A 21,176-nucleotide genomic window follows, 5' to 3' on the forward strand; every position below is an offset into this window, starting at 1 on the left:
AAAATGGCTCGGTAGCTCAGTCGGTAGAGCAACGGACTGAAAATCCGTGTGTCGGCGGTTCGATTCCGTCCCGAGCCACCACCTTTTATTTTTTCTCAATTAATTTATTTTATTTGGAGGGATAGCGAAGTTGGCCAAACGCGGCGGACTGTAAATCCGCTCCCATCGGGTTCGTAGGTTCGAGTCCTACTCCCTCCACCATTTTATTAATATATGTATTATTTTTCGTAGGGGTATAGTTTAACGGTAGAACAGAGGTCTCCAAAACCTCCAGTGTGGGTTCGATTCCTACTACCCCTGTTTTTTGTATGATGGCGGTCATGGCGAAGTGGTTAACGCACCGGATTGTGGTTCCGGCATGCGTGGGTTCGATCCCCACTGGCCGCCCCATTTACTTTCAAATGTTGGGCTATAGCCAAGCGGTAAGGCAACGGTTTTTGGTACCGTCATGCGCTGGTTCGAATCCAGCTAGCCCAGCCATTTTGCGGAAGTAGTTCAGTGGTAGAACATCACCTTGCCAAGGTGGGGGTCGCGGGTTCGAATCCCGTCTTCCGCTCCATTATTAATTAACATTTTCACCTAATAACCATATAATGATTTTATCGAGGCGGCATAGCCAAGTGGTAAGGCAGAGGTCTGCAAAACCTTTATCACCGGTTCAAATCCGGTTGCCGCCTCCATTTTATTTATGCCGGTGTGGCGGAATTGGCAGACGCGCGGGACTCAAAATCCCGTGTCCTCACGGACGTGTCGGTTCGACCCCGACCACCGGTATTTGAAACATCGATATGGCGGTATTCTCTACGGAGCGTATCGCCTTTTTTGTGTTCTTTTTTTTCACTGATCGATTTTTATCACGCGATTGTAGAACCAAATTTCACTGAAACGCTATTATATGAGCAGCTTGGTCAACTTGTCCTTTAATGTCACTTTTCATCTAGAATCTGTAAAGATTCGATTCCATTCCATTGGTAAATTTGATAATCAAGGAATTCTCACATATTACTATCACATAAATACTGCCTTAACTCTGGGCCGATATTTTCATAGAGGTAACATGTCCTTCTAATTTACGAGAAATCAAATTAATTAAGAAAAATGCTAAACTTCGACAATCGTACTTAGAAAAATCAAAGTTGAAAGAGGGATTATGCTAAAGGTTAATGGGCCGATCAGTTTACTTAAGGATCTATTAGAGAAGAGAATATTGACAGTTATAAGACATGCCAGAATGTAGCAACTTAGTTATGACGGGGAATGAGATGAAAAATTAGAAAATAAACTTTTGATTTGGATAACTAGAATACAAATTGGATTATAATCATTGCTAAATAAAACAGCCTTAAAGTGAAACATTTAACTTTAAGACTGTTTTTATAGAATAGGTAGCGATAGTTATTAAGACACTCCACTAGCTATTTTACTATTAGAAACAGATTCTTCACTATCTTCTACCTTAATAAATTGACCTGATCCAATCCATGCTGCTAACGCAAAGAGTAGATAAATTGCCTGTGTTGCGTAAGCACCTTGAAGCAGAATTTGCAGTCCCATCCCTAGCCCCAAAGATGGAATGATGATTAAAAATGTTCGAAAGATCCGCTCAACCCCTTTATGAAGCGGTAAAGGCCAAATTTTTGAAAAACAGACTCCTAACGCCACACCTAGGCCAGACACGACTAATAACTGCAATAATATTATCGGTGTTGGAAACGGCCATTCCCTAATGTAGTGGCCGGAGAGATAGAAGATCTCAAGAAATAATGTTATGCCAATCACCCGTTGCACTGTTTTTATATTCATCCAAGGACTTAATAAATACACAAGTATCGCTAAACAACCAAATATGAGTGTCCAATTCATCACGCTACCCCTTTCGTTTATCTAAAGTTTTTAGCTTACATCCTCATCAATCTCTGGTGCTCTTACATCTTCAATAAGCTCTTGAATTTCTTGAGGTGGCTCTGTTGTCATTCTTGACACAATAAAGCTCACAATGAAGTTTAATAACATTCCGACAACTCCGACACCTTGAGCATTAATGCCAAAGAAACTATCAATGAGTGCCCCTTCTGTACCAAAAATGGATTCGGATAGAATAGTTCCGATCATAAACAATGTAAAGACCAAACCGGTTAGAATACCTGCGATCGCGCCTTCCTTATTCATTCGTTTATCAAAAATTCCAAGCAAGATGACTGGGAATAAACTTGCAGCCCCAAGCCCAAAGGCAAGGGCAACCACTTCACCTGCGAATCCTGGTGGGTTAATACCAACATAGGCCGCAACGAGTAAAGCAATTAATAACGTGATCCTTCCGACACGCAATCTCTGCGCCTCGCTTGCTGATTTATTAAAAATCCTATAGTAAATATCATGCGAGACGGCACTGGTCATCGTGATCAGTAATCCTGAGGCGGTTGATAAGGCGGCTGCAAGCCCACCTGCAGCAACCAGGGCGATAATAAATGGCGCTAGGTTCGCAATTTCTGGTGTCGATAATACAATGATATCTCCATCAATCATCACTTCATTATCATCACCAGCTGTATAATTGACGTTGCCATCGCCGTTTTTATCATCAAACTGAAGTAAGCCCGTTGTCTCCCATTTTTTCACCCATTCGATGTCTTGAACTTCTTCAACTGGTTTATCCGCAATCGTATCAATTAAATTATACTTTGCGAATGCCCCAACTGCAGGAGCTGTTAAGTATAATAGTCCAATAAAGATAATCGCCCAAACAGCAGACCATCTAGCAGCACGTACACTTTTAACTGTGTAAAAACGGACGATGACGTGAGGTAAACCTGCTGTACCAGCCATAAGAGCTAACGTCATCATGAATACATTTAACATCGACAAATTAGTAAATGGTGCCATATATTCCGTCATCCCAAGATCAATTTGAATTTGGCTAAGTCGCTCTACAATATCGCTTGTAATAAAGCTTAATTGCGGTACAGGATTACCTGTTAACTGAGCTGAAATCGCACAAGCCGGGATTAGGAATGCGATAATAATAACGAAATATTGAACTGCCTGAGTCCAAGTAACACCTTTCATTCCGCCAAGTAGTGCGAAGAAACCAACAACCGCCATCCCGATTAGAACACCGACAATGATGTCGACTTGTAAGTACCGACTAAAGACAATCCCTACACCACGCATCTGTCCTGATATATAGGTTAATGAAATGAAAATTGTCGCAATCGCGGCAACAGCGCGAGCACTACTTGAGTAGAAACGATCCCCAATAAAATCTGGAACCGTAAACTTCCCAAACTTACGTAAATAAGGAGCAAGCAGTAATGCTAATAAAACATAACCACCTGTCCATCCCATTAAGTAGATCGTTCCATCATAGCCTAAAAAGGCAACAAGGCCAGCCATCGAAATAAAGGATGCTGCCGACATCCAGTCAGCCGCAATCGCTGCCCCGTTTGCGACGGTCGGAACATTTTGACCTGCCACATAGAAGCTTGATGTATCCTTAACCCGTGACCACCAGCCAATCCCTGTATAAATAATGAACGTAATAACAACCAACGTAATCGTAATCGCTTCAACACTCAATCCTTATCCCTCCCTATCCTCTTTAAGTAACTTGGCATATTCTCGGTCCAGCCGGTCCATTCTGATTGCATAAGTTAAAATAAGCAAGAAAAAGACGATGATCGCACCTTGGTGTGCAATCCAAAAGGAAAAGGAGACACCGAATAACTGAATATTAGATAACGGTTTTGCGAATAGAATACCACCGCCATAAGCAACGGCTGCCCAAACAACCAATAAACTTATAATGAATCGAATATTTTTTTTCCAATACCACTTTTGTCTCTCATTGAGCTGCTTCTTTTGATTCAATTTCCTCACCCTTTCTCTTTGATAGAGTATCCGATATAGAAAACGCTTTCATTCAATCAGAAAAAAATACGGAATACTCTAACTTTTGTATTCAGTATATTAACAGAGTCCTTTATTCAATTGTAGACATGCTTAAATTGTAGAAATTCTTGTTTGAAATGTAGAATAGCTGGTTTAAAATGTTGGTATTAAAAATATTAATATTACTACAAATAGCTTTCGTTATTACCTTTTTCTCTCACCTTTATATATTTTCAAGTACTTCAAAAAACTCTTTCGCAGCGGTTCGGCTTACTGGGATTTTTGAGTGGAGTGGTTCCCGAATGACGACATTATAAGCTCCGTTAAACCAAGGAGTGATTTCCTCAATGGCATCCAAATTCACAAGATAACTACGATGAGGGCGATAAAAAGGAAATGCACTTAACTTCTCTTCTAATTCTTTCAAGCTCATTTTCGTTATAATGACTTCATTTTTTAATGTGTAAATTTTAATCATACGATCAATACGCTCCGCATAGCCAATATCACTCGGATTTAATACGACCATCTTTTCATCAGTTTGTATAATTAATTTATCCACTTTTGCTTTAGTCTTAGGGGACCGTGCATTCAGAGCATGCCTCACTCTTTGCATGGTGACACTGAATCGCTCTTGATCAAAAGGTTTTAGTAAATAATCAATGGCTTGAAGTTCAAAAGCTTGAACGGCGTAATGGTCATATGCCGTAGTAAAAACAATCAGGGGCTGATTGAGCGGATTTGCTCGTCGGATAGTTTCCGCTATTTCAATACCGTTCATACCAGGCATGTGTATATCTAAAAATAACACGTCAGGTGCATGATCTTGGTAATGCTTCATTAACTCATCTCCATTTCTCGCACTTGGACAAAGGACGACATCCTGTTCATTTTCTAAAAGATAGATTAATTCTTCCCTTGCTAAACGTTCATCTTCTGCAATTAACACATGTATACTCAAGTGACCTCACGCTCCTTTCTAATCGTTTAGTATTCCTCAATCGGAATGGTAAATGACACCGAACTACCTTGTTTTAAATTACGGAACATTAGCTGTGCCTCGTCTCCAAGTAAGCCTTTAAGTCGTTCGTTCACGTTATATAAAGCAGTACCATTTCCAGTTCGATTTGAATAAGGCTTCTTCCCGATTGTTGTGAGTAATGATTCAGGAAAGCCAACCCCATTATCGGAAACCTCCATCGTTATTCCTTCCAAGCTTTGTCCAATATGAATGTTGATAACACCTGTATATGTCACATTTTTTAACCCGTGCTCTATACAGTTTTCGACTAGTGGCTGTAAGGTTGCAGAAGGTATGAGAACATCTATAATGCTGTCATCAATTTTTCGATAGATTTTTAGACGATCAGGAAAGCGAGCCTTCACAATATCCAAATAGGCATCGACATGATTCATTTCCTCTGTTAACGGAATAAGTGATTTACTTGCGATATTTAGATTAGCTCTCATATATTGACTAAACCGAACTAGAATGCGACGAGCTTCCTCATAATCAACCCTCATTAACGAATGGATTAAGTTAAATGTGTTAAATAAAAAATGTGGATTAATTTGCGCCTGGAGATTTCTAATTTCAGTCTCTTTTAATAGTTCTTTCATTCTCTCTGCTTCAAACCCGCTCAGCTGATTAGAAATGATGGTTCCAAGTCCTTTTGCCAATTCCACTTCAACAGCTCGGATTTGTTGGGAGTGTTTAAAATACAAATTAATTAAGCCAATAACTTCTCTTGAGCGATAAAGGGGTATCATAATGGCCGTCTGAAGTGGACATGATTCATGCAAACACTGAAGTTCACTTTGATTATACGCTACCTGAATTTCTCCTGTATTTAACGCTACTTGTGACAACTGCATCTTGATTGGATCTCCAACTTGGTGATGATCCTGTCCTTCCCCAACAAAACTTAGCACCTTATGTTGATCCGCAATAGCAATTGCCGCAGCATCTAACTCTTCATACAGTAAATCAGCCATCGCTTTGGCATTACTGTCTAGTGTCGCATCCTTTAAATGTGGAAGAGTTTTCTCCGCAATGGATAGCGCCCGGTTTGTCTCGAGCGCCGCTTCACGTTCCATTTCTTTTAAAGCAGAACGAATCATCATCGTAATAATCGCAAGGGCAATTGCATTTGTAAGGACGAGCGGAATTCCAATATGATTGACAATTCTAATTCCTGCCTCTTGATCTGGGATAAACATTAAGATCATGCCCATGTACAATACAGGCGGGAACATCCCAATAAATAACGCCTTTACAGGAGCTATGACCCTTTCATCTGAAAAAAACTGACCCGTCCATCCCGTAATCAACCCGGCAAATGGATTGATCAGACTATTAGCAAACCACGCACCTCCGCCAATATAAACCATATATAAACTGACTATTAATCCAGACCCAAGACCCACATAAGGACCACCAAGAAGCCCTGCAATCATCACGATAACCATTCCAGAACTTATTAAAATTTCATGATTATCCACCGTTAGCTTCCATGATTCGATGACTAATGATTCCTGATCCATAATGACTCCTGTGTGTGCACCTAAGATGCCCATAAGACCAAAAATAAGGGCATGATAAAATACGGTGTCCCAAGCTATGTCCCGATCCAACAATGACCGGAATCCTGGAATTTGGGTTAACATAAACGCAACTAATAATAGAAGTCCAATACGTTCAAGTAATATCACCATCAACTCAATCATGTGGTGGAACCTCCTGCTTGTCAATATGCACACGTAACATAAAGGATTCATCATTGTAGCTTGGCTTTTGTTTCGCCCATAATGTTCCTATAAGTCCTCCTAAAAAGCCTAAGGGAACGGAAAAAATCGCAGGGTTACTTAATGGCAAAATACCCGCACCTTCAGTACCGAGGAAAATAAACAGGATAGCAGCAACAAAGCCTGTTAATAATGTTGAATATGCCCCTATTATATTGAAGCGCTTCCAATAAAACGTTAGAATAAGTAGTGGGAACATACTAGATGCCGCAATTGCAAACGTCATAGAGACTAAAAAAGCAACATTCACACCCTCCATCTCAATCGATAGAATAATAGAAATGAGCCCAATGGCGACAGCGCCACTACGAGCAACTAGTAATAATTCTTTCACACCTGTCTGTTCTCGTTTCCAAATGTGATGATAAAGATCATAAGAAAAAGCTGATGTCGCAGCAAAAATAAGTCCCGTCACTACTGCAATAATCGTGGCAAAAGCAACAGCCATCACAAATGCTACTAAAAAGTCACCACCCACCACTTCTGCAAGTAAAAGTGCCGCTAGATTTCCACTAGGATCAGAACTGACTAAGGAATCCCATCCTACAATCGCAATGGTTCCAACTCCTAACACAAGGGCCATTAAATAGAATAGCCCAATCCCCCAAGTGGCTGACATGGCGGACATACGAGCTTCCTTCGCATTTTTTACGGTTAAAAATCGAAGCAAAATATGAGGTAAGCCTGATGTACCTAGAATTAATGACAAGGTAAGGGATGCTTTTTCCATCGAATGATCAAATAAATGCCCAGGATAAAAGAACGACTCACCGTGAGGGCTTTGAGTTTTGGCATCATGAATCAACTGTGGAATATTCCAATTCACCCATGAGAGTAAGATCAGTACGACAAGTAATGTGCCACCCATAAGCAGCACTGTTTTAATGATCTGTACCCAAGAAGTCGCAACCATCCCGCCTGAAACGACGTATAAAGTCATTAATATACCGATGATCCAAACAGAGGCTGTATAATCAACACCTAACAATAATCGAACGAGAAGACCTGATGCGACAAGCTGTGGAATCATATATAAAATGGAAATGAGAATACTGCTAATCGCGACCATTACCCGAATCCCCCGCTTCGGAAACCGTTCATACACTACATCTGCAACTGAGTAGGTTCCAAGACGCTGAACAGGCTCTGCCACCCAAAGAAGCAACACCACATACGAAATGAGAAAACCCGTTGCATATAAAAAACCATCATATCCATAAAAGGCAATTAATCCTGTAATTCCAAGAAAAGATGCTGAACTAATGTAATCCCCTGCAATTGCTAGACCATTTTGAAAACCTGTTAAACTACCGGAGACCACATAGAATTGGTGGGTAGTCCGGCTACGCGCCGCCGCCCAATGTGTAATAACTAATGTTCCAATTAAGATAATCGCAAAGAATACAAGGTAGGTAACATTCATAATTAGACGCTCCTAATCCTTAGCTTGTTCACTTAAGGATTTGCGGTCAACTGCTTTCATGTAATACGTATAAAACAGCCCAATGCTCCACGTCAAAACAAATATGGAAAAAACATACCCCCAGGCAAGGGGCAGGTACATCGAATGCTGCTTGGACAACATGCTTGATAATAGAAGTGGGAAAAAAATATAGAAACTAATTAATAGAATGGAGATTATAAGTAAGATCAACACTTTCTGTTTGATTAACTGTTGAATGGCGATCACTCCTAATGAGACTAAATGTAAGGTTATTATATAGGAGTTTTTATAATTGGGTCAATATTGGAAAAATGAGAGTGAAAAATATTTTGTGTAAAAAGACATGCATGAAAGGATGTTCATAGAGAAAAGAGGCCTCTTTCTGTAGAATAAAGTATTTGATATATCTGTCTAAACATTTAGGAACATACCTGCAAGGATCACCATTTTGTACATTTTTATAATTATAGAAAATTAAAATTCCCCTTCCGAAATATGCGTCTGATCTGCTTTTTTCTTTTTAAAGATAAAGTAGAATAATCTTTTGTATAAGTATACTTTACTTTTATAATGAAATATTTTATAATTTGAGACAAGAGGTGATGTTCATGAAGAAAGATTTTGGCGATTCGATATCAAATAGGGTTTATGAATATCGTGTACTTGCCAGAATGTCTCAGCAAGAGTTGGCAGAGAAAGTCGGGGTTTCCAAACAAACCATCTTTGTCATGGAGAAAGGAAATTATGTTCCGACTCTGCTGTTAGCCTATCGAATTGCTGAATATTTTAAAGTCGATATAAACGATATTTTTACTTATGTGAAAGGAAATGATCAAAATGATAATTAATATCTCGGATATCTCTAACGCAATGTTTAACCCGTTAAAGTCTTGGGCGGAACAATCGCAAGGAAATTGGAATATTCTCATTGTTAGCGGTTTTGTGTTGCTATTTGTCGCGGGAATTCTATCCTACGTATTACAGAAAAAAATGGGTAAAGCTGATGAGAGAACAGATCAAATAAAATTAAAAAGTGCCCTCCTAATCTTATGTGTAATTGTTTTGTGTGATGTGATTTTCCCAAAAGAATATATGTGGCAAATTTTCTTCTTATTTAAATATTCCTTTGCATTCCTTGCCTCAGCAATCTACTTAGCTGTTCGGTACAAAAAGGATTTTTTCTAATTGTAGCTCTTCTACGAGGAGATGAAGTGAAACAAAGACAGACGAGACATGGCTCCATAGCGCAAATGAATAACTCAGGTACACTCAAAATTCTGATTGAAAATAAAATGGGGAATCACAGAAGTCTCAACATTAGAAGGGTTTTGGGAGAGAAGAATACTTTGTTCAAGTATGTTAAATAACCGTTTAGCTTTAAATACGTTTATTTCAGTACTATCTAAGTAAGAAATAGTGATACGTCTAAGATACAAACCTTGCTCTACACCCATGACGATCTTTTAATGATCGTCTTTTTTTTTGTCTAAAATTAAAAGCGTATTGGGATATTATGTTAAAATGGTAAAAAGATAATGCTAAGGGATAGTATAGGTGAAGTTTAAGTAGGCTAGAGTTCTGTTTAAAATTATACAAAAACATCACAGAGGAGATACTAAATAATGAAAGAAATATATGAATTTATAAGTGAAGTACAGTTAAAAAAATATGCAGAACTTGCTGTACGAGCTGGTGTAAATCTGCAAAAAAATCAATTATTGATTATTCATAGTGATATACAAAATGCTACGTTTGCACGTCTAATCCAAACTGTTGCCTATGAGTCAGGAGCTTCCGATGTGTTTATCGATTGGACAGATGAACAATCAACCAAAGAATTCTACTTACATGCAGCTGATAGTGCCATCGATCACTTTCCTGATTGGAAGGCTGCCCGTTTTAAGGAATGGGACGATGCAGGTGCTGCTTACATCCATATTATTTCTGAAAACTTAGATGTCTTTAAGGAGGTTCCCGCAGAAAGGATAAGTCGTTTCCAAAAAGCTTCTCGTACCAAATTGAGTGATTATTATGCGAAAATTAGATCCCACGAGATACGTTGGTGCCTTCTAGCTGTCCCGTACGCTGCATGGGCAACTAAAGTGTTTCCCGACCTAAGTAAAGAAGAAGCTGTCCAATCATTATGGAAGTTAATTTTAAAAGGATCTCGAGCAGATGGGGAAAATCCTATAAATGATTGGGAGAGTCACAATAGGGCCTTTGAGTCCCGAAAAAAATTCTTAAACGAGAGCCGATTGGAAGCACTACATTTTACAAATAGCCGTGGAACGAATTTATTAATCGGTCTACCGAAAAATCACCTTTATCTCGGTGGAGGTGTCATAGATAAAAATGGAATACTTTTCTTTCCAAACATACCTACGGAAGAAATATTTACTGCTCCCCATAAAAATAAGGTAAACGGTAAACTGGTAGGTACTAAACCTCTTATCTATGGGGGAAGGGTCATTGATGATTTTTATTTCACCTTTCAAGAGGGACGGATTACCGACTATTATGCCGCAAAGGGACAGGAAGTATTACAACAGCTAATCGAAACAGACGAGGGTTCACGTTATCTAGGTGAAATTGCCCTAGTCTCTAATCAATCACCTCTTGCTCAGACAGATACTCTTTTTTACAATACCTTGTTTGATGAAAATACGTCCTGTCATATTGGAATCGGAAATGCCTCTCCTTCCAATATTCAAAATGGCATTAGCCAATCTGAGGAAGAGTTGAAGGCAGCGGGTCTCAATACTTCACTTTTGTTAGTCAATGTGACCTTTGGTACCGAAGATATGAAAGTGGTGGGGATAGAAGGAGATGGAACTGAAGTCCTGCTAATGAAGAATGGGGATTTTCAATTCTAAATCTTTTTAACTTAAAAAAAGGGACTGCTGATTTCAATTGGATTATATCTGGTGTTAGTTATTGTGAAAATATACTGTGCAAAATTCCTTTAAAGAATGTACTTAAACCTGTGAAAATGATAAAGTTTTAAGAATGAGAGTTACAAATAAAGGGGTTGGGTGGAAAATGAAAAAATCTATCGGTACGGAGGAAGCTATTGAGAGGTGGGATAGGTATGCCGATACATATTCTGAGAGTCATGCAGAACAAGGAGACCTTCATAAGGAGGTTTTTCTAAATCCAACATTGTTATCACTGATTGGCAAAGAAAGCGACAAAAAGATTTTAGATGCTGGCTGTGGAGAAGGATATTTTAGTAGAATTTTAGCCAAATCTGGGGCTCATGTTACAGCAGTTGATTATTCAAAAAAGATGATAGAAATTGCTAGGAAACGAACTTCTCCTAATTTATCAATTGATTATAGACATGGGAATTGTGAGGATTTAAATTTTTTAGAAAACGAGAGCTTTGATCTAATTGTTTCGAATATGGTCATACAAGACCTTGCTAATTATGAAAAGGTTTTCAAAGAAATGTATCGTTTATTACTAAACAATGGCAGTTTTATTTTCTCGATTTTACATCCCTGTTTTATTACTCCAGTTAGTGGATGGGAGAAAAAAGATGACGGCGAAAAATTGCACTGGAATGTAGATCAATATTTCTATGAAGGTGCCTATGAACAAAGGATGGGAGGACAGGAAAAAATCCTATTATTCCACCGAACCCTAACCAGTTACGTGAATGCCTTCCTCAAAGCGGGTTTTACATTAGAAGGATTAGTTGAGCCCAAGCCAAGTGAAGAGATGTTAAATAAATATCCAACATTCGAAGAGGATTTTAGATGTCCTGATTTTATTGTTTTTAAATTGAAAAAGAGATAAACGAGGTCGGCAATATAAGCTGTACCTTATCTGGTCAATGAAATTAGAATGGAAAGTGGTAATTTATCTAATTACCGGCGTAAAAGGGAAGATACAAACAAAAAAAGGGGGATTATAATGGAGGGTTTAGCATTTATTTGGATTTTGTTTGTATATATCGGTTTACCTGTTGCGGTAGTTTTGTTATTGATATGGATTTACAAAATCAAATCAAATAGTGAAACTCAAGTGAAACAGAACCAAAAGATAATACAATTATTAGATGAACGTTATAAGTAGATGCTCGTTGAATATAACGGAGTAGGAGAGGGGGATGCATATTGGGTATTGATTTTCATAGTAAGAAGAATAGCGTTACTAATTCAATCCTTCTTTTGAACACGGAAATGCTTTTGAAACAAGCTTAAAAAGTAACAATTATGATTTACTACTTCATTTGTACCATCTTTTTTAATTTAGAAAAAGTCAAATTGTAGGTGATAGAGTTGGAAATTATAGTAAATTTGTTTATAGGGATTTTGTTTTTAGTAGTTGGTATTATTTCATTTTTTCCTCCGCATTTTGGTAAATTACCTTATTTAGTAAGATTGATTATTTTCATTATAGGTATTGGATTTATCCTCTCTTCTGTATCAAAAATGTTAGGAATACCTTCTTAAAAAATAAAGGGTGCAAATGTATAACAAGAAGGTCGTCAATTGTGGCGGTCTTTTTCTGTCGTAGCAGGTAAGATAGCTGTAGCCTTTTATAAACAAAGCTCCTATTCTTGCAGGTTCGTTCTGCTAGTTGGATAGATAAAATTCCCAATTTTTAATGTTAACTTAATTCTAAAAACTTAACAAAGTTCTTTTCGACAAACTTTACCGATTATTAGAAATAAAGGTATGCATAGTGCATTATTAAAGCAACACGTTACTCGCATAGATGAAGTTATTAAGAATTTTGGTTATATAGATATTTGTTCGAATATTTTCGTTAAAGTATTGTCTGTACCCCATAATTAAAAATAAAAAGGATGTCTGCCATGATTCCAGCCCAATCAGCATTTAGTCTAAAAGGAATTGGTATGTTATTACGTCTAGTTGCCGTTGTATTCTCCAGTGTAGCAACGATCCTATCTACGCTCCTGCCATTGATTTTCTATTATCAAATTTCGTGGTTAACCTTATTGGGAACCACCTCTGTGCTTTTGGTAGGTGCTATTTTGATCCATGGTGTATTAACGCATGTGTTAAATGATATAGCGGACCATCAATCGGGAACAGATCAATATAGTCCAGGTATACTTTCTGGTGGAAGTAGAGTGATCCAAACGAATACAATGACGATCACCATGCTAAAACAGCTTGGTGCAATGATGAGTGTTTTCTTAATTTTAATGGCTTTTCTCTTTACTATATTCGGTTATCTAGAATTCGCCATTTTAACCTTAGTTGGTATATGGGGTGCAGTGTCGTATTCTTTGAAGCCATTTCAATTTGCTTATATTCCTTTTATAGGAGAATGGTTCAGCTTATTTCCTACCATGCTAGCGATAGCCATTGCCTTGCCATGGATAATGCTAGAATCTATACCAGTTTGGGCATGGCAAAATGCGCTCGTTAATGCCGTTTGGTGCATGGCATGGGTCATGTTTCATCATATTCCTGACAGACATGCAGACCAAAAAGCAAAACCAATGAAACGAACGTCTGTCGTATGGGCAGTAGAACGTATGGGAACTAAAGGAGCCAAATTTCCTGTTTTACTTTACTTCATGATTGTAGGATTGCTATTCATCTGGATTGCTTGTACACGTCCGATTGCCGCAATAGGTGTTGGTATTATCTTAGTTTATGCAATCAGGATTGTCTTAAGAGTAAATGGAGAGAATGTAGAGGAATTAACAGCAGTTGAGAAGCGGCTGCTTTGCCTCGCTCTTGCTATCGCAATATGGTTAGGTATTTTTGTATAATAAAGTGAGACTTCCATCGGTCGGTGTTAGCGTCACAAGTTGGGGTCCTTCGGGCTGAAATGCATTCTATTCGTCCTCCTGCTGAGCGAGTGCTGACTGGTATAAAAATGAAGTTACGATTAAGAGTTACAATTTCCCCAATATGGCAGGGGTTTAATATTAAAATGGTGATTTAGATGTAAAGCGTGCGAGTGACACAATAAGGTGTCTGTTGCTGCGTATTTTTTTGGAAATGAGAAGGGTTGTTAATAAAATTAATTAAAAATATTTAGAGATAGAAAGGAAATATGGATGAATCCAATTAAAAAGGCTTATGGTTATGTAACAAGAATAAAAGATGGGAAAACACAGGTACTAGTTTTTCAACATCCAATCACCGAAGCAGGCATACAGGTGCCTAAAGGAACAGTTAAGCCTAATGAGGATACAAAAAATGCAGTTATTAGGGAAATGAAAGAGGAAACGGGACTAAGGAATTTTAAGGTTGTAGATTTAATCACTGAAGACTTTTGGGAGAATGATGATGGTGCGATACATAATCGATTTTTTTATAAGCTAACTGTAAACGTTGTCGAAGATAAATGGGATTATAAACCTACTGGTGGAGACAAAGAAGAAGGTTTAACATTTCATTACTTTTGGATTTCTTCTGAAAATGAAATTGAACTCATAAGAGGACATGGAGATTATTTAAACCTTATATTCAATTAGACGAGCTAATAGAAACGTTTCTTACTGCCTTAACGGGTATGATTGTTTAATAAGGAAGTCGCTTTATTGTACGAGCGAGCAGTAGAGTTCAACAAGAATTAGTTAAATTTAGAGAAATAAAAATGGTAGGGGGAAGTTAAGATGAATAAAATTCTTTTTTTCTTTTGCAATCTAATAGCTGTTATAGGAATTTGTATATTGTTTATAACAAATATTTTGGATGAGGTATTTCCTATGATGGGACGGATTGCTTTTCAGGCTGCAATGGCAGGTAGCTATTCTCGAAGTGACTATATAGTTAATTTCACTGTTATAAACCTATTCGCTATTTTATTGATTTTGGTAGGTATACTAGCAGGATATAAGATTTATAAAAAAGGTGATATCTTATCAAAATAAATATAAAACTATTAACAAAGGGGGGAAAAGTTTAGAAGGCAATCAGTTAAAATGATTGCCTTCTTATTTAAATTCTATGTTGTCTCTTGGAATATTATGTTAGCATGGAGTTATTAAAGTAACGAAACAGATTTGTTCAATAAGCAATTACAAAAGGATTGAGCATTTACTGTGAGATAAGATTAGCCGTATTAAGTGTCCAATAAAAAAGTAATGCAAAAAATTGAGATGAAGCACATTAGTATTATTACAGGACATAAATAAAACTATATGGAGGTATCGTTATGTGGGTAATATTAGGGGTGATTGCTATAGTAGCAACTTTTATAAATCTTTATATGTATAAAGCAGGAAAGGATTATAAGCTTGCTATGGCGATGGGATTATCATTTACAGCATTAACTCTTTGTGCAGAATACAGTCTTGTATCTCGGTGGGTAAAAGTGGAAGATTGGGCAGCTTTATCAGATGTAGTACCTGGTATGGAAAGGGCATTATGGTTTTTGACAATTGTTTCTATCTTACTAAATATAGCACCTATACTTTTAGAACTAAAAGGTAAGAAATAATTCCTTATTGTCACATTATTTATATAATATGCAATTAATGTATAAGTTTTTATGTATAACTAACGGGGGCGTTAATTCAAGAAGGATTAATGCTATTTTTGTAGAACTTATGCTTGAGTCAAAAGCGATGATGGCTCAACAGGTTGGGGTTGGTGCTGTTATATTCCATGATTTAAAGAACTATCGTTTAAATGATATTGAATTCTCATTGGAAGATATGTTGAGATTTGAAGGAGAAACAGATCCATATGTCATGCACGAGCATCATCCCTATTAAGGAAAGGGAATTATCAGGAAAGTAATGGAGAGATAGATATAGTTGATGGAAAACTTGGTCCATTATAACGAATTTAATTGCTTTTCCAGATATTATTGAACGAGCATTTAAAGGGAATGACCCACACAAATAGCAAAATATGTACTTGAACTTTCCAAGGCGTTTAATAAATATTATTATGGCTCCGTTCGTATTTTAGAAGATCATGAGCAAAAACAATCAAGTCTCTTGTACATTCCGTTCATAAATTGTATTAAAAGAAGGGTTGAAATTATTAGGTATTGAAGCACCTTATGAGGTGTAACTTAGTAAAAGGGTTCTTATGTTGAATGAGCAATACACGTTTTAAACATAGTAGAATAATAAGGCAAACCCTCTAAAACCGTTTATAGTCAAGAAATTTTGAGGGTTTTTGAATATCAGGAAGTAAAGTACTTTTGATGATAAATTGTGTTGAATAATTCCTACTCCAGAATTCTCACATATCATGTGATGCATCATTTTTTTGACGGGTATGATTTTTATTTTTTACTTTATGTGATCCTGCTAATGGTTCACCATAGGGCTGTTGAGCACTTTTAGGTAAATCAGGTTGTTCCTGTTGTTTCGGTCCTTTACGATTTTTGGTCATATTTTCATCCTCCATGATTTATTTATCGTGTTTGGGCATGCTTAATAAAGGTGTTTTCATCTTCAATTAAGCCACATATACCGCATTGTATTCTCCTGTTAGGACCGTTGTACGCGACATGAAAAGCCTCTAACGTTTCCTGCTCGTAATTATTAATCACTTCTCCAGTAGCTGCGTTTAATTTCACTGGTTTGGCTACTTGTTCGATTACATTAAAACGAGAACGGTTTGTTTTACATTTAGGGCACTGGTAAGGCTGATTCAAGTAAAACACCTCCATTTGTATAATTAGTGATAGTTTGACAGATACTTTCCTTTTATTTTCTCTAATTTCTGCTAAATTATACAGAGGCCTTCACTTTTTTGATGAAAGGTATAAGGCTTGAACAGTAAGAGTAAAATTGTTATAAACTCTCTCAATATAGGATGTTAAGTGATGACAATCACAGTAAATATCCATCTTTTTGTTTATAATTGTTTTAATAAATAGTGGAGGTGGAGTTGATTTGAAAGCCCTTAACCTAAGCCTGTTACTTATAATGATGTCTTTTTTTCTGTATGCTATTATTGAATTTTTCATGGCATTAACCATAAATAAGCCTCCTGTGGGCAATCTGAGCAGTAGTATGAACAAGGCAATACTATCATTTATTATCTCTGTTTTCCTTTTAGATGTATGGCTATTGATTAAAGAGAGACCAAAAGTAAAAATTAAATGGAAACTAATTAAGTAGCTTCAACAATCGGGAGTGAGTATGTGTTACGTTTAGTAAAGTACAATTTAAAAAATTTTTTCCCTGGCTATTTTGCACTTGTAATGGCTACGGGTGCATTGTCTATCGGTGCCTATCTCCTTGATATGGTTTTATTTTCCACTATCCTGTTATACATGAATGTGTTCGCCTATATTACTTTATGGGTGCTCACTATTTTCCGGATAATATTCTTTTTTCCAAGGGTACTGGCCGACATAACTAGCCACACTCTCGGACCTGGTTTTTTTACTTTTGTTGCTGGGACTTGTGTATTTGGAAGTCAACTAATCATAATTGCTGAACAATTTGCTATTGCTATTTATTTATGGGGACTTGCCATAATACTATGGTTATTTATTATGTATACATTCTTTACAGCTGTCACCATTAGAAAGGATAAGCCTTCCATTACGGAGGGGATAAATGGGGCTTGGTTGATCGCAGCTGTTGCAACACAATCCATTTCCATACTCGGTACGCTTCTAACACCATCTATGGAAAATGGTCAAGTCATTGTATTATTTTTGACATTATGCATGTATTTCCTTGGCTGTATGCTCTATTTAAATATTATTACGCTTATTTTTTACAGGTTCACTTTTTTAAAATTGGAATTCGCAGCACTTACACCACCGTATTGGATTAACATGGGGGCAGTTGCAATTACTACATTAGCTGGTTCTACACTAATTCTTCATGCAGAAAAATGGTCTTTGCTGGTTGAAATTACCCCTTTTTTAAAAGGCTTTACACTATTCTTTTGGATTACAGGAACATGGTGGATACCATTATTGTTTATACTGATGATATGGAGACATTTATATAATCGCTATCCACTTTCTTATGAACCACAATTATGGGGAATGGTTTTCCCAATTGCCATGTATACAACTAGTACATTGCAACTATCCAAAGCCATAAATTTACCAATATTAATGGTGATTCCTAGGTTTATGGTGTATATAGCAATCATTGCTTGGACTTATGTATTCATTAGTCTTTTGTACCACCTTTATAAAAATTCTAAGGTTGATTTTAAATCAATTAGTGGGGAGAGAGTATAATAGGCAACACACGACGAAAAGAACGCAATGTGCGCTGTGGTTACCTGATCCTCTAAAAAATATTAATAAAAGAGCCTTTCTTGAGACGCATGTTCTTCCATAGAGCATGCGTTTGTATACTCTGTAAAGACTTCTTCAGGTATCCATATGGATGATACTAATGATACTTCTCACTCATAATAATGATCCTTTTATAAATCCATAGGCTTTGACCAGTACTCTCACTATCATTTTTATTGGGATAAGTAATTTTTTATTATAGCTAATACCATTAGAAAGTGAAGGAATTCACTTAAAACTCCCTCAGTTAGCTTCTATTTAATCACAAATGCTCGCTTATTCGCAGGATTTCAAACCACTTCTAAGAACAATGACCGATGGATGGAATGAATATTGATAATAAAGGCTACATGAAGGCATGTGGGAATAGAGGAGCCTTTAAAAACTCTCCATTTATCTCCAAAATATACTGCACGCATTCTCCACGCCGTCCTTGGAGACTATCCCTCCCATGCCTCAACGGATCTATTGCCCTTTAATTCCTTCATTATGCCTATCCAAGGGGTGGGGGAAGGTTTTGCTATCGGGTAACGTTAATTCAGGAAGGATTAACGCTTTTTTGTAGAACTTATTATATTATCGAGGCAGTTTGGCAGTATGTTTTTGACTTATTTTCCTCACTAATCTATAATTTATTGTCTGTGTTTAAATACATATAAATTTATCTTTAACTTTTTTGAATTAATAAGTTTATGGATAAAGGACACGAATAATAAATGACATAAAAAGTTATGTGGTGGATTTATTATAGGAGGAAAAGAATGGATGACCATACTAGGAAGAAAAAAAGATTGGATTGGATAACCTTAATTGTAAGTGGAGGACTGCTTGTTCTATTCGTCATCGCTTCCATTTTAAATGAAAAATTAGTGGGGCAGTGGATCAGTGAATCCTTCTTTTTTGCAGCAAAGTATTTTGGTGCCTATTGGCAAGTGTTACTGCTCGTGATGTTTGTCATTGGATTGATACTAGCTTTTAGCAATTATGGAAGAGTACGGCTTGGCAAAATGGAGAAACCGGAGAATAGCAATTTTCGTTGGATTGCTATGATTTTGTGTACACTTTTAGCTAGTGGGGGAGTCTTTTGGGCCGCGGCTGGACCAATGTTTCACTTTTTGACTACGCCACCGCTATTTACAGGTATTGAAGAAGGAACAATGGTAGCTTCATTTCCTGCAATGGCACAAAGTTACCTACACTGGGGCTTCACAGCATGGGCAAGCTTGGGTACTTTAGCGACGATTGTGCTTATGTATGCCCATTATCACAAAGGCTATCCACTTAAGCCGCGCACCTTTTTATACCCAATGTTTGGTAAGAGAATATTTAAAAATAGTTTTATTGGCTCTTCGGCTGACATTGTCTCCATTATAGCAACAGCAGCTGGAACAATAGGACCAATCGGTTTCCTTGGGCTTCAAGTTGGTTATGGATTGGAGGCGGTATGGGGTATTCCAAATACTTTTATCACACAGTCTTTGATCATTATTTTTTTAGCTGTGATTGCTTCGATTTCGGCGGCAACTGGTATTGAGCGTGGTATCCAATGGCTAAGCCGAGTAAATGTTAGTTTGGTTGTTGTTTTAATGTTTGCTATGTTAATTCTCGGACCAACCTTATTTATTATCGATCTATTTATCGGTTCGGAAGCCTTTTATCTGCAAAACTTTTTGACTATGAGCTTATATCGGGTAGATCAGGCTTGGCTAGGGTCATGGACGATTTTTTTCTGGGGTTGGTTTATCGGCTATGGTCCAATGATGGCTATTTTTATCAGCAGGATATCTCGAGGAAGAACAATAAGAGAATTGATTATCGCAGTATCCATTATTGCTCCGATTGTTAGTAATTTTTGGTTCACTGTAGTTGGTGGTTCAGGTATTTTTTATGAAATGGAAAACCCTGGTTCTGTTTCAACTGCACTAAATGAAAGTGGTATGCCGGCAACTGTGATGGCAATCATGAATCAAATCCCATTTGGCATCGTACTGGCGATTGGTTTTATCATTGTATCGATTATTTTTGTTGCGACAACGGCCGATTCAATGTCCTATACTGTTGCGGTGACTTTAAGTGGTACCGATGAGCCTAGTCGTTTAATTCGCGTCTTTTGGGCACTAATGTTTGGAGTTGTTGCTGTTTCCTTATTAGCGATTGGCGAAGAAACGGTCGATATGTTGCAAAACTTTATTGTTGTAACAGCAGCGCCAGTTTCATTACTTCTTCTCCCATCACTATGGGATGCACCAAGGATAGCGAAGAAAATGGCAAAAGAGCAAAATATTATTGGAAAAAAATAATGAGAAACTGCCTCCGAAAGTTAGAGTGAAAAATCTAACTTCCGGGGGTGATTTTATGGCTCTAAAGTAAGGCGTTAAAATATATGTGGGGTAAATCAACAATTATCATTGCACATAGGCTGTCAACGATAAAAAATGCGGACCATATATTTGTGATAGAAAAAGGATTAGTAGTGGAAGAAGGGGAACATCATGAGTTAATTTCAAGGAAAAATATTTATCATAACCTGGTTAATTCGGAAGAAGAGTATGGATTAATTAAAAGCTAGAAAGTCTAATGATTCTACTTTAAGCTAGCATTAGCTTAACTGCTAAAAACAGCCACTATCTCCAAGCAGAAGTAGTTGCTGGTGTGCCAAGTATGTATCTAAACTCTAGGGTGTTAGGTTATCATACATCTGTCAGGTTTTATATACACAAGTTACAAAATGTTATTAGCAAAGTGAAAAGACAGGTTTTCCCTGTCTTTTTGTTTTTAATTCTAAAATGCTAAATTTTGTGTGTTTTTAACGTATTAAGTG

The 21,176-nt window shown here is 37.2% G+C and carries 23 protein-coding genes and 8 tRNA genes; 22 read left to right on the top strand and 9 right to left on the bottom strand.

The genetic code is table 11. From position 1 onward, the window contains the following. The first annotated feature begins 5 nt into the window (after window positions 1-5). The 8 genes from ACZ5R4_RS18020 (at window position 6) to ACZ5R4_RS18055 (ending at window position 774) form a co-directional block, all read left to right on the top strand. A tRNA-Phe gene (locus ACZ5R4_RS18020) sits at window positions 6-81 on the top strand. Between the two features lie 34 nt (window positions 82-115). Further along, window positions 116-201 (top strand) — tRNA-Tyr (locus ACZ5R4_RS18025). A gap of 28 nt (window positions 202-229) precedes the next feature. Beyond that, window positions 230-300: transfer RNA gene (locus ACZ5R4_RS18030), tRNA-Trp, on the top strand. Between the two features lie 14 nt (window positions 301-314). Then, window positions 315-390: transfer RNA gene (locus ACZ5R4_RS18035), tRNA-His, on the top strand. A gap of 15 nt (window positions 391-405) precedes the next feature. Continuing rightward, a tRNA-Gln gene (locus ACZ5R4_RS18040) sits at window positions 406-480 on the top strand. A gap of 4 nt (window positions 481-484) precedes the next feature. Continuing rightward, window positions 485-559: transfer RNA gene (locus ACZ5R4_RS18045), tRNA-Gly, on the top strand. Between the two features lie 47 nt (window positions 560-606). Next, window positions 607-680 (top strand) — tRNA-Cys (locus ACZ5R4_RS18050). Between the two features lie 10 nt (window positions 681-690). Next, a tRNA-Leu gene (locus ACZ5R4_RS18055) sits at window positions 691-774 on the top strand. A 624-nt stretch (window positions 775-1,398) separates the two neighbouring features. Here ACZ5R4_RS18055 and ACZ5R4_RS18060 read toward each other — a convergent pair. The 6 genes from ACZ5R4_RS18060 to ACZ5R4_RS18085 all read right to left on the bottom strand — a co-directional run bounded on the left by ACZ5R4_RS18060 (window position 1,399) and on the right by ACZ5R4_RS18085 (window position 8,116). After that, window positions 1,399-1,863: a hypothetical protein gene (locus tag ACZ5R4_RS18060; RefSeq protein ID WP_464367750.1), complete on the bottom strand. Its 465-nt coding sequence runs from the start codon at window positions 1,861-1,863 to the stop codon at window positions 1,399-1,401. Window positions 1,864-1,893: 30 nt separating this feature from the next. Next, window positions 1,894-3,576, bottom strand: coding sequence for a sodium:solute symporter family protein (locus tag ACZ5R4_RS18065; protein ID WP_109985193.1), 1,683 nt, complete (start codon window positions 3,574-3,576; stop codon window positions 1,894-1,896). A gap of 3 nt (window positions 3,577-3,579) precedes the next feature. Continuing rightward, the gene (locus tag ACZ5R4_RS18070) at window positions 3,580-3,876 is read right to left on the bottom strand and encodes a DUF4212 domain-containing protein (RefSeq protein ID WP_425454589.1); all 297 of its coding nucleotides are present in this window, start codon (window positions 3,874-3,876) and stop codon (window positions 3,580-3,582) included. A 235-nt stretch (window positions 3,877-4,111) separates the two neighbouring features. Continuing rightward, a complete protein-coding gene (locus ACZ5R4_RS18075) occupies window positions 4,112-4,849 on the bottom strand; it encodes a LytR/AlgR family response regulator transcription factor (RefSeq protein ID WP_464367751.1) in 738 nt (245 codons plus the stop codon). 26 nt (window positions 4,850-4,875) lie between these two features. Continuing rightward, entirely contained in the window at window positions 4,876-6,615 is a 1,740-nt protein-coding gene (locus ACZ5R4_RS18080) for a LytS/YhcK type 5TM receptor domain-containing protein (RefSeq protein WP_464367752.1), read from the bottom strand. Next, complete coding sequence (locus ACZ5R4_RS18085) at window positions 6,608-8,116, bottom strand: solute symporter family protein (RefSeq protein WP_464367753.1); 1,509 nt, start codon at window positions 8,114-8,116, stop codon at window positions 6,608-6,610. The genes ACZ5R4_RS18080 and ACZ5R4_RS18085 overlap by 8 nt, the downstream gene beginning before the upstream one ends. A gap of 629 nt (window positions 8,117-8,745) precedes the next feature. Between ACZ5R4_RS18085 and ACZ5R4_RS18090 the strand changes: the two genes are divergently transcribed. The 11 genes from ACZ5R4_RS18090 to ACZ5R4_RS18140 all read left to right on the top strand — a co-directional run bounded on the left by ACZ5R4_RS18090 (window position 8,746) and on the right by ACZ5R4_RS18140 (window position 16,130). Further along, window positions 8,746-8,985: a helix-turn-helix transcriptional regulator gene (locus ACZ5R4_RS18090; protein WP_054788350.1), complete on the top strand. Its 240-nt coding sequence runs from the start codon at window positions 8,746-8,748 to the stop codon at window positions 8,983-8,985. Next, on the top strand, window positions 8,975-9,322 hold the full coding sequence (locus ACZ5R4_RS18095) for a hypothetical protein (protein ID WP_054861610.1): 348 nt from the start codon (window positions 8,975-8,977) through the stop codon (window positions 9,320-9,322). The genes ACZ5R4_RS18090 and ACZ5R4_RS18095 overlap by 11 nt, the downstream gene beginning before the upstream one ends. A 437-nt stretch (window positions 9,323-9,759) precedes the next feature. Further along, complete coding sequence (locus tag ACZ5R4_RS18100; protein WP_464367754.1) at window positions 9,760-11,010, top strand: aminopeptidase; 1,251 nt, start codon at window positions 9,760-9,762, stop codon at window positions 11,008-11,010. A gap of 166 nt (window positions 11,011-11,176) precedes the next feature. Then, window positions 11,177-11,935 (top strand): class I SAM-dependent methyltransferase, encoded by a 759-nt coding sequence (locus ACZ5R4_RS18105; RefSeq protein ID WP_109985187.1) that lies wholly within the window; start codon window positions 11,177-11,179, stop codon window positions 11,933-11,935. Between the two features lie 117 nt (window positions 11,936-12,052). Continuing rightward, on the top strand, window positions 12,053-12,214 hold the full coding sequence (locus ACZ5R4_RS18110; protein WP_277679832.1) for a hypothetical protein: 162 nt from the start codon (window positions 12,053-12,055) through the stop codon (window positions 12,212-12,214). Window positions 12,215-12,959: 745 nt separating this feature from the next. Next, a complete protein-coding gene (locus ACZ5R4_RS18115) occupies window positions 12,960-13,889 on the top strand; it encodes a prenyltransferase (RefSeq protein ID WP_464367755.1) in 930 nt (309 codons plus the stop codon). 291 nt (window positions 13,890-14,180) lie between these two features. After that, entirely contained in the window at window positions 14,181-14,600 is a 420-nt protein-coding gene (locus ACZ5R4_RS18120; RefSeq protein ID WP_054861613.1) for an NUDIX domain-containing protein, read from the top strand. Window positions 14,601-14,741: 141 nt separating this feature from the next. Beyond that, the gene (locus ACZ5R4_RS18125; RefSeq protein ID WP_054861614.1) at window positions 14,742-14,999 is read left to right on the top strand and encodes a hypothetical protein; all 258 of its coding nucleotides are present in this window, start codon (window positions 14,742-14,744) and stop codon (window positions 14,997-14,999) included. Between the two features lie 284 nt (window positions 15,000-15,283). Beyond that, on the top strand, window positions 15,284-15,568 hold the full coding sequence (locus tag ACZ5R4_RS18130; RefSeq protein WP_054788347.1) for a hypothetical protein: 285 nt from the start codon (window positions 15,284-15,286) through the stop codon (window positions 15,566-15,568). Window positions 15,569-15,677: 109 nt separating this feature from the next. Next, on the top strand, window positions 15,678-15,845 hold the full coding sequence (locus ACZ5R4_RS18135; RefSeq protein ID WP_464367756.1) for a hypothetical protein: 168 nt from the start codon (window positions 15,678-15,680) through the stop codon (window positions 15,843-15,845). Between the two features lie 129 nt (window positions 15,846-15,974). Then, entirely contained in the window at window positions 15,975-16,130 is a 156-nt protein-coding gene (locus ACZ5R4_RS18140) for a hypothetical protein (protein ID WP_347836725.1), read from the top strand. 193 nt (window positions 16,131-16,323) lie between these two features. Here the strand turns inward: ACZ5R4_RS18140 and ACZ5R4_RS18145 are convergent, their stop codons facing one another. The 3 genes from ACZ5R4_RS18145 to ACZ5R4_RS18155 all read right to left on the bottom strand — a co-directional run bounded on the left by ACZ5R4_RS18145 (window position 16,324) and on the right by ACZ5R4_RS18155 (window position 17,068). Then, the gene (locus ACZ5R4_RS18145) at window positions 16,324-16,476 is read right to left on the bottom strand and encodes a small acid-soluble spore protein P (RefSeq protein ID WP_054861617.1); all 153 of its coding nucleotides are present in this window, start codon (window positions 16,474-16,476) and stop codon (window positions 16,324-16,326) included. A 22-nt stretch (window positions 16,477-16,498) separates the two neighbouring features. Further along, on the bottom strand, window positions 16,499-16,741 hold the full coding sequence (locus ACZ5R4_RS18150) for a DNA alkylation repair protein (RefSeq protein ID WP_109985185.1): 243 nt from the start codon (window positions 16,739-16,741) through the stop codon (window positions 16,499-16,501). Between the two features lie 90 nt (window positions 16,742-16,831). Next, the gene (locus tag ACZ5R4_RS18155; RefSeq protein ID WP_347836711.1) at window positions 16,832-17,068 is read right to left on the bottom strand and encodes a hypothetical protein; all 237 of its coding nucleotides are present in this window, start codon (window positions 17,066-17,068) and stop codon (window positions 16,832-16,834) included. A 165-nt stretch (window positions 17,069-17,233) separates the two neighbouring features. On the opposite strand from ACZ5R4_RS18155, the gene ACZ5R4_RS18160 reads away from it, so the two are divergent. The 3 genes from ACZ5R4_RS18160 (at window position 17,234) to ACZ5R4_RS18170 (ending at window position 20,924) form a co-directional block, all read left to right on the top strand. Beyond that, window positions 17,234-18,295, top strand: coding sequence for a tellurite resistance/C4-dicarboxylate transporter family protein (locus ACZ5R4_RS18160; RefSeq protein WP_245902361.1), 1,062 nt, complete (start codon window positions 17,234-17,236; stop codon window positions 18,293-18,295). A gap of 821 nt (window positions 18,296-19,116) precedes the next feature. Further along, on the top strand, window positions 19,117-20,655 hold the full coding sequence (locus tag ACZ5R4_RS18165) for a BCCT family transporter (protein ID WP_109985184.1): 1,539 nt from the start codon (window positions 19,117-19,119) through the stop codon (window positions 20,653-20,655). 83 nt (window positions 20,656-20,738) lie between these two features. Next, window positions 20,739-20,924: a hypothetical protein gene (locus tag ACZ5R4_RS18170; protein WP_464367757.1), complete on the top strand. Its 186-nt coding sequence runs from the start codon at window positions 20,739-20,741 to the stop codon at window positions 20,922-20,924. Window positions 20,925-21,176: the final 252 nt, after the last annotated feature.

The sequence above is a fragment of the Gracilibacillus sp. JCM 18860 genome (assembly GCF_055395245.1).